This window comes from Pseudomonas marginalis (assembly GCF_008692035.1).
Lineage (GTDB): Bacteria > Pseudomonadota > Gammaproteobacteria > Pseudomonadales > Pseudomonadaceae > Aquipseudomonas > Aquipseudomonas marginalis.
Window position 1 is genome coordinate 1,423,241 of the sequence record NZ_VTFG01000002.1, and the last position, 13,925, is coordinate 1,437,165.

At 63.1% G+C, this 13,925-nt stretch carries 10 protein-coding genes and 1 pseudogene; 2 read left to right on the forward strand and 9 right to left on the reverse strand.

Going from position 1 to position 13,925, the window contains the following annotated elements; translation table 11 throughout:
* Positions 1-7 precede the first annotated feature (7 nt).
* From FX984_RS26765 to ptsP, 3 genes are read right to left on the reverse strand one after another with little or no spacing between them, the layout of a single operon-like run.
* Entirely contained in the window at positions 8-1,723 is a 1,716-nt protein-coding gene (locus tag FX984_RS26765; protein WP_027604871.1) for a PTS fructose-like transporter subunit IIB, read from the reverse strand.
* Positions 1,724-1,734: 11 nt separating this feature from the next.
* Entirely contained in the window at positions 1,735-2,655 is a 921-nt protein-coding gene (gene pfkB, locus FX984_RS26770; protein ID WP_027604872.1) for a 1-phosphofructokinase, read from the reverse strand.
* Entirely contained in the window at positions 2,656-5,514 is a 2,859-nt protein-coding gene (ptsP, locus tag FX984_RS26775; protein WP_154905405.1) for a phosphoenolpyruvate--protein phosphotransferase, read from the reverse strand. It abuts the gene before it with no gap.
* 294 nt (positions 5,515-5,808) lie between these two features.
* On the opposite strand from ptsP, the gene cra reads away from it, so the two are divergent.
* Positions 5,809-6,804 carry a catabolite repressor/activator gene (gene cra / locus FX984_RS26780; RefSeq protein ID WP_146478169.1) on the forward strand — a complete coding sequence of 332 codons (996 nt, stop codon included), beginning with the start codon at positions 5,809-5,811 and terminating at the stop codon, positions 6,802-6,804.
* Between the two features lie 2 nt (positions 6,805-6,806).
* On the forward strand, positions 6,807-7,583 hold the full coding sequence (locus tag FX984_RS26785; RefSeq protein ID WP_146478167.1) for a TatD family hydrolase: 777 nt from the start codon (positions 6,807-6,809) through the stop codon (positions 7,581-7,583).
* On the opposite strand, the gene FX984_RS26790 is transcribed toward FX984_RS26785, so the two are convergent.
* The 6 genes and pseudogenes from FX984_RS26790 to FX984_RS26810 form a co-directional block, all read right to left on the reverse strand.
* Complete coding sequence (locus tag FX984_RS26790) at positions 7,530-7,961, reverse strand: hypothetical protein (protein WP_092358798.1); 432 nt, start codon at positions 7,959-7,961, stop codon at positions 7,530-7,532. The genes FX984_RS26785 and FX984_RS26790 overlap by 54 nt on opposite strands.
* 126 nt (positions 7,962-8,087) lie before the next feature.
* Entirely contained in the window at positions 8,088-8,828 is a 741-nt protein-coding gene (locus tag FX984_RS33285; protein WP_370737678.1) for a methyl-accepting chemotaxis protein, read from the reverse strand.
* 117 nt (positions 8,829-8,945) lie between these two features.
* Positions 8,946-10,085: pseudogene (locus tag FX984_RS33290) on the reverse strand (HAMP domain-containing protein); the annotation flags it as partial.
* Between the two features lie 229 nt (positions 10,086-10,314).
* A complete protein-coding gene (ampE, locus tag FX984_RS26800) occupies positions 10,315-11,151 on the reverse strand; it encodes a regulatory signaling modulator protein AmpE (RefSeq protein ID WP_027604878.1) in 837 nt (278 codons plus the stop codon).
* Positions 11,148-11,711 carry a 1,6-anhydro-N-acetylmuramyl-L-alanine amidase AmpD gene (gene ampD / locus FX984_RS26805; RefSeq protein WP_027604879.1) on the reverse strand — a complete coding sequence of 188 codons (564 nt, stop codon included), beginning with the start codon at positions 11,709-11,711 and terminating at the stop codon, positions 11,148-11,150. Before ampD ends, ampE begins: the two co-directional genes overlap by 4 nt.
* Positions 11,712-11,772: 61 nt before the next feature.
* Complete coding sequence (locus FX984_RS26810; RefSeq protein WP_092358804.1) at positions 11,773-13,923, reverse strand: DUF1631 domain-containing protein; 2,151 nt, start codon at positions 13,921-13,923, stop codon at positions 11,773-11,775.
* Between the last annotated feature and the right edge of the window lie 2 nt (positions 13,924-13,925).

Here is a 13,925-nt window from a genome sequence, read left to right on the forward strand (position 1 = left end):
CATGCGCTTATGACACCGGTGCGACAGCCAGCTCCACCGCTTCCGGACGCTTGATCAGCGCATACACCAAACCGGTCAGCAGGCTGCCGGCAACGATTGCCAGCAGGTACAGCAGCGCATGGTTCATCGCATTCGGGATCACCAGCACAAACAGGCCGCCGTGGGGCGCCGCCAGTTTGCAGCCGAAGTACATCGACAGCGCCCCGGTCAATGCGCCACCGGCGATGCTGGCCGGGATCACGCGCAACGGGTCCTTGGCGGCAAACGGGATCGCGCCTTCGGAGATAAAGCACATGCCCAGAATCATCGCGGCCTTGCCGGCCTCGCGTTCGGTCTGGGCGAACTTGCGTCGCGCCAGAAACGTGGCGATGCCCATGCCGATTGGCGGCACCATGCCGGCGGCCATGGTCGCGGCCATCGGTGCACCGCTCTGTGCCGCCAGCAAGCCGACGGAAAACGCATACGCCGCCTTGTTGATCGGCCCGCCCAGGTCGACACACATCATGCCGCCCAACAGGATGCCCAGCAGCACCGCATTGGTGGTGCCCATGGTCGCGAGAAAATCGGTCAGGCCCGTGAGCATGCGCGCCACCGGCGGCCCCACCAGGTAGATCATCGCCAGGCCCGTGAACAGGCTCGCCAGCAACGGGATGATCAGGATCGGCTTGAGTGCTTCCAGGCTCTGCGGCAACTTCACCGCACGGGTGATCAGCTTGACGCAATAACCGGCGAGAAACCCGGCGAAAATCCCGCCGATAAAACCGGCTCCCAAAGTGCCCGCCAACAGGCCACCGATCATGCCGGGGGCAATGCCCGGGCGGTCGGCAATCGAGTAGGCGATGTAACCCGCCAGCAGCGGCACCATCAGCATAAAGGCGCGGTCGCCGACGGTTTTCAGCGCGGCCGCCAACGTGCCTTCCTGCTCAAACGCATGGATGCCGAACACGAATGACAAGGCGATCAGCAAACCGCCCGCCACCACCATCGGCAACATGAACGACACACCGGTCAGCAGGTGTTTGTAGACGCCGGTTTTTTCTTTCTTGGCCACAGTACCGCTGGCGGCACTTTCCACCGCGCCTTCGGCCAGGGCTTTGTTGAGGGTCGCCTCGGATTGCTTGAGCGCAATACCGGTGCCGCAACGGTAGATCTTCTTGCCGGCGAAACGCTCGGTGGCCACTTCAATGTCGGCCGCCAGCAGCACTACGTCGGCATTCGCGATGGCCTCGGGGCTCAACGGCGTACGGGCACCGACCGAGCCCTGGGTCTCGACCTGCAAGTCATAGCCCAGGCGCTTGGCCGTCTGCTGCAAGGCTTCGGCGGCCATGAAGGTATGCGCCACGCCGGTCGGGCAGGCGGTAATCGCGACGATACGCGGCGCATGCTTCGACGCAGCCGCTGCCTGGCTGACGACATACTCCTGGGCTTCTTCAGCGCCCCGGCGCAACACCGCCTCGACATCCGCCAGCGCCTGGGCCGGTGTGCTCTGGAACACCCGCTTGCCGACAAACCGCTGCATATCCACCGCCGCGCTGCTGACCAGCAACACCCATTCGGCGGCGTCGATGGTGGCCTGCGACAACTGGCGCTCCGGGCGCTGTACATCCACCACCTCGACGCTGGTGCTCCAGCCCTGGCGTTGCGCGGCGGCGTCCAACAAGCGGGCGCACAGCACACTGGTGACCATGCCGTTGGGGCAGGCAGTAACAATGGCTAACTTCATGACAATCCCTCTTATTGTTCTGTCAGCGGGCGTACAGCGACGCCGCTTTCAAGACGCGCCAGCTGCGCGGCGTCGCGGATGCCGAAACCGATCTGTGTCACCGCCATGGCGGCAATTGCCGTGGCGCGACGCAGGGTTTGTTCAGGCGCTTCAGACTCAAGCAAACCATGGAGCATCCCGGCCAGCAGCGAATCGCCGGCACCTACCGTACTGGCCACCGTCACCTTGGGCGGCGTGGCATGCAGGGTGGTGGCCCGGCTGTACCAGCTCACGCCCGCGGCACCGTCGGAGACGACCACATGCTCAACACCCTGCTGATGCAGTTGGCTGATGACGTTGGTGGCATCGCCCAGGGCATCGGCGAGCTCTTCGGTATTGGGTTTGATCAACCACGGGGCCGCCTTGAGACCGGCACGCAGCGCCTCGCCGCTGGTGTCCAGGGCGACTTTCAAGCCCAGACGCTTCAGGTGTTCCAACAGCCCCTGCAACCACTGCGGGCTGACGCCACACGGCAAGCTGCCGGCGACGACCACCGCATCATGGCCCGGCGCAATGCGCGTCAATTGGTCGAGCAACGCCTGCTGCGCCTGCTCACTGACCAACGGCCCCGGCGCATTGATATCGGTGACCCGGCCGTCCTGCTCGGCAATCTTGATATTGCTGCGGGTTTCGCCGGGCACGCGGATAAACGCGTCGGCAAAACCACGTTGTGCAATCAGCGCCTCGAAGGCTTGGGGGTTGTCCTCGCCGAGAAAACCGCCCACGGTCACTTGATGGCCCAGGTCGGCCAGGACTTGCGCCACATTCACGCCCTTGCCGGCGGCATGGGTGAGCAGGGTTTCGCTGCGGTTGACTTCACCCGGCTCCAGGTGCGCCAGGCGTACCGTCAGGTCCAACGCCGGGTTCAGCGTCAGGGTCAGAATCCTTGCCATCTACACGGCCTCCACAAGGGCACGCACCTCGGCGGGCGAACCCACCGCCAGTGCTTTTTGCGCCAGGCCCTGGGCCTCGCTCAGACTGAATTCACGCACCCGCGCCTTCACTTCGGGAATGCTGCGGGCCGACACGCTCAACTCATCCACACCCAGGCCGACCAGCACCGGCACCGCCAGCGGGTCCGCCGCCAGTTCGCCGCACACCCCGACCCATTTGCCATGGGCATGGGCCGCACGCACGGTGATGTCGATCAGTTGCAGCACCGCCGGGTGCAGGCCATCGGCCTGGGCCGACAAGGTCGGGTGGCCACGGTCGATGGCGAGGGTGTACTGGGTCAGGTCGTTCGTGCCGACACTGAAGAAGTCCACTTCCTTGGCCAGCACCGGCGCCAACAGCGCGGCGGACGGGATTTCGATCATGATCCCCAGTTGCAGGTCGGCCACCGGGATTTCCAGGCGCAGGCGTTCGGTCATGTCGCGGGCCGCACGCCATTCATCCACGCTGCCGACCATGGGGAACATGATGCGCAACGGGCGGTTATCCGCCGAGCGCAGCAGTGCGCGTAATTGCGCTTCCATGATCTGCGGGCGTTGCAGGGTCAGGCGAATACCGCGTACGCCGAGGAAGGGGTTTTCTTCCTCGGCAATCGGCCAATACGGCAGCGGTTTGTCGCCGCCCACATCGAGGGTGCGCACCACCAGCGGGCGGCCACCGAGGCCGTCGAGCACACGGCGGTACTCGGCTTCCTGGGTGGCTTCGTCCGGGGCTTGGGGGTGGGCCATGAAAATCAGTTCGGTGCGCAGCAAACCAATGCCTTCGGCGCCCTGCTCCACGGCGCTGGCCACACCGGCGCTTTCGCCGATATTGGCGAACACCTCCACGGCGTGACCATCGCGGGTCAGCGCCGGCTCGTGGCGCTGGGCCGAGGCGGCCTGCAAGCGTTGCTCACGGGTATCGCGCTCGACGGTGGCACGTTGCAGGGTGGCTGCATCGGGGTCTACATGCAGGCGACCGCGCTGGCCATCCAGCAACAACGGCGTGCCGGCGGCCAGCAGCAATACCGCCGGGCCGGCACCGACCAACGCGGGAATACCGAGGGCCCGCGCGACAATGGCGCTGTGGGCGGTTGCGCCGCCACGGGCGGTGAGGATGCCGGCGACACGGGCCGGGTCCAGGCGTGCGACGTCGGAAGGGCCGACTTCGTCCATTACCAGGATGTAGGGTTCGCTCGGCTCCTGGGCGGTTTCAACGCCGCACAATTGCGCCAGCACCCGGCGACCGATGTCGCGCAGGTCGGCGGCGCGCTCGGCAAGCAACGCGTCCTGCAACGATTCCTGCTGCCTGGCGGCGGCTTCGATCACGCTCATCCACGCCGCTTGTGCGCTTTCACCTTGCTTGAGACGGGTGTCGACTTCGTCGGTGAGTTCCGGGTCGTCGAGCATTTCCTGGTGGGTGATGAAAATCTCGCGGATGGCTTTGGCCTGGCTGCGTTCGATCAGGCCCTGGATATCCCGGCGCACATCGGCCAGGGCATCCTGCAGGCGCTGGCGCTCAATGGCCGAGGACTCACCGCGCAAGGGGTAATCGAACACCTGTTGAATCTGGATATGTGCAGGACCAATGGCAATGCCCGGCGCCGCAGCGATGGCCTGGAGCTGGCTGCCGGCCTGTGGCGCGCTGATCACTGGCGCAATATCAAGGGCTTCAGGCTGTGCGCTCACGGTCGGCAGTGGCTCGACCTCTTCGCCCAGGCCCTCTTCGACAGCGGCCAGCAGCGCGGGCAACGCATCGCTGGCAATCGTCGGTTCAGCAACAAATTCCAGCACCTGGCCACGCCGGGCGCCAAGGCTCAGCAGCTTGCTCAGGCTCTTCACCGACACGGCGCCTACCGGGCCGTCAACGATGCGCACGCGGATGTCGCCTTCAAAACTTTTGGCCAATTGCGCGAGGATCTTCGCCGGCCGTGCGTGCAGGCCGTGGGCGTTAGCCAGGGTGATGCGGGCGCTGGGCCAGTCAGCTGGCAGCTCGCCGCCGAGTACTTCGAGCACCGCGCGACTGCTGGTGGCGCGGCCCAATTCCTGGCCACGGCCTTCGATCAACAAGGCGCACAAGCGTTCAAGCAAGGCCTGATGGGCTTCACCCAGGCTGGCCAGGCAGAACAGACCGTTTAGGGGCTGGCCGAGATAGCGCATGGGCTTGTCGGGCGTAACAAACGCCAGGCCCGGGCGCTTGACCGTCTGCTCGCTGTGCAGCCACCACAGGCCATCACCCAGGGGCAGCGCATCGACCTGCTGCAGCACTGCGGCAAACCCATTGCTGACGCAATCGGCCTGGCGCAGCAGGCGTGCGCCTCTCCAGACAAGCTCTTCGAAGTCATCGGCAGACACGCCCAGGCTGATCATCTGCGCGTCCAGCGCCAGCTCCTGGGGTGCGCCCTGCAGCAGTTTCAGCAAGGCTTCAGCCGTGCCGGCGCGGCGCAACGCCTGGCCCAGGTCGGTTTCACCGAGGGCGCGGGTGAGCAGTTGCAGCAGGCGCAGGTGTTCGTCGGATTTGGCGGCAATACCAATGGCCAGGTACACAATCTGCCCATCGCCCCAGTCCACCCCTTCGGGGAACTGCAACAGGCGCACGCCGGTGGAAAACACCTGGTCGCGGGTTTCGGGGGTGCCATGGGGGATGGCAATACCTTGGCCAAGAAAGGTCGAGCCTTGGGCTTCACGGGCTTGCAAGCCGCTGAGATATCCCTCGGCGACCAGGCCATCGGCCACCAGTTTGTCAGCGAGCAGGTGCAGGGCAGCAGATTTATCCACAGCCACCTGGCCCATGGAAATCTGCTCTACAGTGAGCTCAAGCATGCCGTTCTCCTAGTTAGTGCGATGGACGCACTAGGTATTGTTTTGAATAAAACAGTGTAATGGTGTTCCGGGACAGCTGACCGAGTAGTCAATTGGCAGTAGGCACTCAGTGGCTAACGTCGTAAAAATACGCTGGCTGAAACGTTTAATCTAGAATTTATGGCAGGTTACGCGTTAATTGCGCATCCTTGAAGGACCACTCGGCACTTGAGCTGAGACATTAGTCGTGTGCAGGAATCGGTTACGATTGGACAAAATGTCGGGGCGAGCTCCAAAAAACAAGGAAATCCCGGTTTGAAACTCAGTGATATCGCACGTCTGGCCGGTGTGTCCGTGACCACCGCCAGCTATGTCATCAATGGCAAAGCCGCACAGCAACGCATCAGCAGCGCGACCGTCGAGCGCGTGCGTGCCGTGGTTGAAGCCCATGGCTTTACGCCCAACCCCCAGGCCGCCGGGCTGCGCAGCCGGCATACCCGTACCCTGGGGTTCATCCTCCCGGATCTGGAAAACCCCAGTTACGCACGTATCGCCAAGCTGCTGGAGCAAGGTGCACGGGCCCGCGGCTATCAGTTGCTGATCGCCAGCTCAGACGATGAAGCCGACAGCGAGCGCCAACTGCTGCAACTGTTCCGCGCCCGCCGTTGCGACGCGCTGTTCGTCGCCAGCTGCCTGCCGGCCAGCGATGACAGTTACCGCGAGCTGCAAGCCAAGGGTTTGCCGGTGATTGCCATCGACCGAGTGATGGGGGCGGACCACTTCTGCTCGGTGGTCAGCGACGACCGCCAGGCCTGCCAGCAATTGACCAGCAGCTTGCTGCAACCGCTGCCCAAGCAGATCGTGCTGATTGGCGCGCGGCCCGAGCTGAGCATCAGCCAGGAGCGTGCGGCCGGTTTCCGTGAAGCGCTCGGCGGTTTCACCGGCGAGGTCATCGTCGAACACGGCGAAGCCTTCAGCCGCGACTGTGGCCGACAGCTGATGGAGCAACTTCTGCATCAACTGGGGCACTTGCCTGACGCCTTGGTGACCACGTCCTACGTGCTGCTGCAAGGCGTGTTCGACGCACTGCATGACTTCCCGCTCAAGTCACGCCCGCTGCGCCTGGGCACGTTTGGTGACACCCAGTTGCTGGACTTCCTGCCGCTGCCGGTCAACGCCATGGCCCAGCAACATCAGCTGATTGCCGACACCGCCCTGCGCCTGGCCCTGGCCGCCATTGAAGAAGAACAATACCAACCGGGCGTGCACGCCATCGGCCGGACCTTCAAGCAGCGTATCCACGAGGCCTGAGCGTGGAGCTGATCGACACCCACACCCACCTGGACTTCCCGGACTTCGACAGCGATCGCCGGGAAGTCCTCGCCCACAGCCGTGAGTTGGGCGTGCGGCGCATGGTGGTGCTGGGGGTGTATCAGCAGAACTGGCAGCGGCTGTGGGATCTGGTGCAGGCGGATGCCGGTTTGTTCGCGGCCTTTGGCCTGCATCCGGTGTACCTCGATGAGCACAAGCCCGCCGACCTGACGGAGTTGGGCGACTGGTTGACCCGCCTGCACGGCCATCGACAGCTCTGCGCGGTAGGTGAGATCGGCCTGGATTACTTTGTTGAACAGCTGGATCGCGAGGGCCAGCAAGACCTGTTCGAAGCCCAGCTCAAACTGGCGGTGGACTTCCAGCTGCCGGCGCTGCTCCACGTACGCCGCAGCCACGCGGCCGTGATCGCCACGCTCAAGCGCATCCGCCTGCCACGGGGCGGCATCATCCACGCGTTTGCCGGCAGCCGGGAAGAAGCCCATGAATACATCAAGCTCGGGTTCAAGCTCGGCCTGGGCGGCGCAGCCACATGGCCCCAGGCCCTGCGCATGCATAAGGTGCTGGCACAGCTGCCGCTGAACGCGGTCGTACTGGAAACCGACGCCCCCGACATGGCGCCGGCCATGTACCCGGGCCAGCGCAACAGCCCGCAGCACCTGCCGGCGATCTGCACCGCCCTGGCCGAGCGTATGGGCACCAGCCCCCTAGCGCTGGCCGAGGCGAGCACACGCAATGCGTGCGAGCTGTTCAATTGGTAATACCGGGGTCACCGCTTGCAGGTTCAAGGTCATTCGCTGCCGATGACGGACATAGCGCAGCACCAGGAAGTGCACCAGCAGCACCATCAATGACACGTTGAGCTGCCCGACCACACTGATCAGGCCAATCCACTCCGTCACCAGCGCCACTATCAGCACCACGCACGTCAGCACGGCCATGCTCGGGCATACCAGCGCCCAATGGTCCAGCGCCTTGAAATGTCGCAACTGCCGGGGGCAGTTCAGCTCCAGGACGCGCTGGCAATACGGGCAATCAAAGGGTTCTTCAATGGCGATGGCGTTCAACTGCCAAGGCTTGAGTTCAAACGTGATGTCGCAATGGGCGCAGTGCCCCTTGACGCCGACTGCAGTGGTCATTGTCATGCCTCCCTTGGACCTTGATTGAGTGACACAAATCTTCACTCATTCACCCGCGCAAAAAAGGCACTCCAGGAAATCAGGACAGGCACTACACCAACCAAAGACCAATCCTACGCCACCGCCTTACACACGAAAGGCCCCGATCAGTTGCTTCAACTCGATCACCTGTATCGACAGCTGCCGGCTCGCCGCTTCAGTCTGATGCGCGCCTTGGGCTGCATGCTCGCCGGCACGATTGATTTCGACGATATTCTGGTCGATGTCATGGGCGACGGCGGTCTGCTGCTCCACCGCTGCGGCGATCTGCTGATTCTGATCGACGATCATGCCCACGGCACCGAGGATATTTTCCAGGGCTTGCTGGACCTTGTCCGACTGTTCCACGGTGCCGCTGGCCATTTCATGGCTGGTGCCCATGGCCTTCACGGCCGCTGCCACACCGCTGTGCAGGCGGCTGATCATTTGCTCGATTTCTTCGGTGGAATGCTGGGTACGCCGGGCCAGGGTTCGCACCTCGTCGGCCACCACGGCAAAGCCGCGTCCCTGCTCACCGGCCCGTGCGGCCTCGATGGCCGCATTGAGTGCCAGCAGGTTGGTTTGCTCGGCGATGCTCTTGATCACCTCCAGGACGCTGCTGATGGACTGGCTGTCGGTGGCCAACTGGTTGATCACCCTAACCGACTGGTCGATCTCCGAGGCCAGCCGCGCAATGCTGCCCTGCTGGGATTGCACCAGGCCGCGGCCATTGACGGTTTCATCGTTGACGCTGTGGGCACTGCTGACCGCCGCCGCGGCACTGCGCGCCACTTCCTGGGCGGTGGAAGACATTTGGTTCATGGCCGTCGCCACCTGCTCAATCTGCATGCGCTGGCCAGAGACCGCCTGATTGCTCCGGGCCGAGACCGTTTCCACTTGGCCGGCCTGCAACTCGACCTGGCTGACGGTATGCCCGACGCGCTCGATCAAATCATGGATTTTCGCCACGGTGCCGTTGAACACTTGGCCCAGGTCGCCCAACTCATCGCGGCTTTGGGCAACAAAGGTAACGGTCATGTCGCCGGCGGCCACCTTGTCCATCATCGCCCCCAGGCGCCGTAACGTGGTGCGCGTAGACGCGTAGAACCCTGCATACAGGTAGAAGATCAGCAAAAACACCGCCGTCAGCGCCGAGACCAGCACCACCATGTGCGTACGGTTCTGCGCCAGGCGCTGCTCCAGCTGCTGCCCGAGGAACGTCAGGGTGGCGTCATCGAGCTGATAGGTGTGCTCCATCAATTGGCTGACGCTGTCATAGAAACCCTGCCACGGCGCGTCAAGGGTTTCGGCCATCACCACCTGCTCTTCAAACAATTCACTGCCGTGCTTGAGGCTGGCATTGCTGGCCTTCGCCAGGCTGTCGAGCGCCGCGTGCGCGGCGTTGCTGGAGCCCAGGACGTCCTGCAATTTCAAGGCGTATTCGGCCTGGAGCTTTTCCAACTGTTGCAGCAGTTCGTCGAAGCGGGTACTGGAAGATGAGTTGAGAAAACCCTGGCCCAGGGAGTAGGCCCCCATCGCCCGGCCTTCTCCCAGGGTCTGGGTGACCTGCGGGGTGACACTGGTGATCAGCTCGCTGAGCTGGCGCAAGTCACTCTGGGGGTCGCGGCTCAAGCCGGACTGGCTGGCAATGATCTGGCTGAGCATCTGGGCCTTGTTGAGCAACTTGCCGATCAACGCACTTTTGCTCTGCAGCGAGCTTTCCTGTTGCTGGGCCTGGAAGGCGGTGATCAGTTCGTCACGCTTACCTTCAAAGGCGGCGATTTGCTCAGGTTCGGCAGCCATCGGGGTGAGGCCTTGCAGACGGGCGAGCACGCTCTGCTCCAGGGCGCTGATCTTGCCCTCAAGGTCAGCGGCCTTGCCGGACTGGCCAAGTATTGCGTTGATCTGCACCTGGTTATTGAGGGTTTCCAGGTCACGGCGCAGGACCAGGCTGCTGCCGAGCAAATCCAGGCTTTGCAGCTCGACACGGGTGCCCTGGAATTCGCGCCAGGAATCGCGCACCAGGTAATAGTTGGTGGCCAGCATCGGCAGCAGGAACAGCACGCTGATCAGGCTGAACTTCATGCCGAAGCTAAGACGGTTCATCAGCGCGACGGCGGGATAGAGCAAGCTCTTCACAGGTGACCTCCCCTTTGTTTTATTTTTATTCAGGCGCAGGGCGGCGGCAGAAAGCCACTATTTGGCGCTCTGTCTGTATAGCTCAATTTGAAAGGGAGTTTTGTAACGTAAAGTTAACGGACGAGGATTGCAGCGGGCTGCTGCGCAGCCCGGCGCGGGCGGTGCGACGATTCGACAAGCCCGCTCAGCAGAGGAGTCAGGGCAACACGGTCCAAATGGCGAAACCGGCATACCACAGCACCGCCGCACGCAGCAGCAGTTCCCACAGGCGATCCAGGCTGTTGATGCCATCGGCACCCACGGCCGGAGGCGGGATTTCAGCCGCGACCAGGCCAACTTTTTCCACCAGTTGCGCCGCGCTGATGTCCCAGCTCAACAACTCGTGAAGCATGACACGGCTGACCGCGACGAAGTTGCCCACCAGGGCAAAACTGGCCGCCAGCAGGCGCACCGGCAGCCAGTCGAACGCGTGACGCAATTGCCCGGCGCGCTCGGCCACCAGAGGGTTCTGGCTGTGCTCACTGGCGAGCGCCAGCAGTCGATAGGCCAGCGCGGCGACCGGCCCCAACAGGAAGTACCAGAAAATCACGGCAAAGAAGCTCTGGTAGGCCTGCCACAACAGATGGCCCTGGACGCGCTCCAGCAGTTGCTCGCCGCTGTCGGCGCCCAGCTTCAGGTCGCGCTCGGCCACATGTTCGGCCGCCTGCAGGTCACCACGGCGCCAGGCATCGCGAAATGGCCCCAGCCCAGCCAATAGATCGCCACGGCCCAGGCTGTAGATCACCACCAGCAAGTGCACCGGCAGCGCCAACAAACCATAGGCCACCGGCTCCAGCACCAGCAACAACAACGCCAGCAACGCCACCGGCAGCAACACCAGCAGGAGCAGAATCAGCCACGGCTGCTTGCCCATGCGCGGGCTCGACTCCAACTTGGCCAATTCGCGCAACCAGCCGCCATCACGCTGCAACCGCTGGCGCAGGGCCGAGAACTTCTCGATCCACACGGCCAGCACCAACACCAGAAAACTCATCGTGCGTGTCCTCCATCCTGCAGGGCGCTGCGAAAGCGCACCCAATCAAAAGCGGGGCCGGGATCGGTCTTGCGCCCCGGAGCGATATCGCTATGGCCGCAGATACGCTGCGGCGTAATACCTGGATAGGCTGCCAGCAACTGCCGTGTCAGGTCGACCAGCGACACATACTGGGGGTTGGTGAACGGCAAATCATCCGTACCTTCAAGCTCTATGCCCAGGGAAAAGTCATTGCACGTCTCACGCCCTTCGAAACACGAGACCCCGGCATGCCAGGCCCGGTCTATGCAGGATACAAACTGCGTCACGGTGCCATCGCGCTCAATCAGAAAATGCGCAGACACCCGTAGGTCGGCAATCCCTTCAAAGTAGGGATGTTCCGTGACGTCCAGGCGATTCTGGAAAAACTCCTGCACTTTGCCGGTAGCGAACTGCGCGGGTGGCAGGCTGATGTTATGCACCACCAACAGTGAGATTTCGCCTGCCGGGCGCTCGTTGAAGTTGGGTGAAGGGCAATGGCGAATGCCCTGGCACCAGCCGCTGGCGGGGTCCAACTGCATACAGGATCCTTGAACGTGACTAAGTGTGACCAGTATGCCGCGTTCGACCCCGTGGTTGCGATCACTTGCCGCGATTGAGTTGACGCAGCTTGCCCACCACCGCCGCCAACGCCCGCTCGAACAGCGGCTCATCGTCGAGGTTATGCAGCGCGCCACGCTTGAATGCCATCGCCAGTTGGCCGGCACTCTTCTCCAGGACCTTGAGCCCGGTACGGCCGACGAAAATATAGGTGTTGGCCGGCGCCATGATCGCCGTCAGCTTGCACCGCAGGGTGCCTGCCGGGCCCTGCTGGAACACGATCCAGTCACCGACGCGCAATTGGTGCACCTTGGCCAGGTCCGGATCATCCTCCGGCAGGCCCTCGACGGGATCGAGCGGCAGTACGCTGAACACAAAGGGTTCACGCACTTCGAGCCATCCATCGCCACCCTCGGGCGGCCGGACATGCAGGGTCTGCAAGCGCACAAAAAAATCACGGGTGCTGAAGGGGTCGAATGCAGCGCTGGTCAACCCGTCGCGCAGTGCCTTGAGCAACCCGGGCAACTGCTCCAGCAAGTGCACCCCGGCTTCAGTGTCTGCCGGCAGGCTGACACTCCAGATCAGCTCATCCATGGTGCGCAGCCCTGCTTGCCATTGCACCGACTGCTCGCCGTGCTTGAGGCTGGCCAGCAACAGCACCTGGCTCCAGGCCTGTTGCAGGAACTGCACCACCGCCTGCGGCAAAACCTTGCCCAGCATCCGTCGATTCAGTACCTCGGCCACCCGTGCCCGCGCCGCTTCTGTACGCACGCGCCCTTCTTCAGCATGGCGGGTGTGCTGTTCAAGCAATTCGCTGCGACGACGCTCATCGGCAGTGAACGCAGTGAATTCAGTCAGCAATTGGGAAAAAATCGCCGGGTCTTCAACAAACTCATTGAGTAAACGCTGAACCACCTGCTCTATGCGCAGGTACAGGCTGTCGCGCTGGAAGTCATCGACCGGGCTCCAGCCCATGGCGGTGGTAGCGATTTCATTCAACAGGCGCCGAGCCGGATGACCGGGGCGACTGAAAAAGCTCTTGTCCAGCACCGCCACTTTCAGCATCGGGATCTGCAGGCGGCCGATCAAGGCCTTGAAGGCGTCCGGCACTGCGCGGTCATTGAGGATGAATTCGAACAGCAGGGCGATCAGGTTGATCACATCTTCATCCGCATCCTCCACCACCCGCGACTTGCCACTCTTGACGCTGACGCGGGTAAGCAACTGCTCGAGCTGGTTACGCAGGTCGAAATCATCCTCGGCTTCCGGCTCCGGGACGTACTGCTGCAAATGGGATAACAGCCGCAACAGGTCGCGGGTGGCGATGGGCTGGGGTTCGGCACTGGCTTCAAGGGTAGGCGACACGCTACCGCGCACTACGGTCAACAACGCCTGCAAGGCGCTGAAGGCTTGCTGGCCATTTTCGTCGACGTGTTGGTCGGTGCTCGGCAATACCTCTTCACGCTGATGATCACGGGCGGCACGGCCACAGGGGCGGCGGGACGGCGCGGCCTTGAGTTCCGGCAACACGCCGGTCGCGACCAGCAGCTGATTGGCTTCACCGTACAGTTGGTCAGCATCACTGAGTACGTACTTTTCAAACAGCTTGAGCATGATCAGCTTGACGCGGATCTCCACGCCCAGGCTACGCCCGGCACGCAGGAAAAACTCGCACAGCAGCGCCGGACCCAGGGGGTTCTCACTGTCGTCCAGGCGATTGCCGAGCAAGGCACTCAAGCGTGCCGTGAGTTGCGACAGCGCCAGGCCGTCGCGGTGGCGCACCCGGCCCAGCATGGCCTCAAGCGCGACGGCTTTTTCCAGGTCATCCTTGGACGTGCCTGAGGCCGCGTCATAGGACACCACCGGCACCAACTGAAGTTCACCACGGCCCGCCAGCCCCAGGTTGCCAAAGGCTTCGAACAGCCGCTCCATGAACACGCGCTCGAAATTCTTGCGCTTGAGGCGCAGGTCGCGCATGGCTTCAAAGAAGATATGGTGGTCCACGTTGTTGCGGGCCTTGTCGGCCATTTCGAACAAGGTGTCGTCGGCGTTATCGAACAGTTCCTGTAAACCCTGCTGTAACTGCTGCGCCGCCTTATCGCGAACCTGCAGCAGCACCACCGGCAGGCGCGCGAGCGGCGATGGCGTGGCTTGTGCCTTGTTGATTGGCACCACCTTTCCGTCATTGTGCATCC

Excerpts from the sequence above, each read along its gene's own strand:
- ampE (WP_027604878.1), bottom strand. The coding sequence starts at position 11,151 with ATGAGTTTTCTGGTGTTGGTGCTGGCCGTGTGGATCGAGAAGTTCTCG.
- FX984_RS26810 (WP_092358804.1), bottom strand. The coding sequence starts at position 13,923 with ATGCACAATGACGGAAAGGTGGTGCCAATCAACAAGGCACAAGCCACG.
- FX984_RS26765 (WP_027604871.1), bottom strand. The coding sequence starts at position 1,723 with ATGAAGTTAGCCATTGTTACTGCCTGCCCCAACGGCATGGTCACCAGT.
- FX984_RS26790 (WP_092358798.1), bottom strand. The coding sequence starts at position 7,961 with ATGACCACTGCAGTCGGCGTCAAGGGGCACTGCGCCCATTGCGACATC.
- FX984_RS33285 (WP_370737678.1), bottom strand. The coding sequence starts at position 8,828 with ATGCAGATTGAGCAGGTGGCGACGGCCATGAACCAAATGTCTTCCACC.
- ptsP (WP_154905405.1), bottom strand. The coding sequence starts at position 5,514 with ATGCTTGAGCTCACTGTAGAGCAGATTTCCATGGGCCAGGTGGCTGTG.
- pfkB (WP_027604872.1), bottom strand. The coding sequence starts at position 2,655 with ATGGCAAGGATTCTGACCCTGACGCTGAACCCGGCGTTGGACCTGACG.
- ampD (WP_027604879.1), bottom strand. The coding sequence starts at position 11,711 with ATGCAGTTGGACCCCGCCAGCGGCTGGTGCCAGGGCATTCGCCATTGC.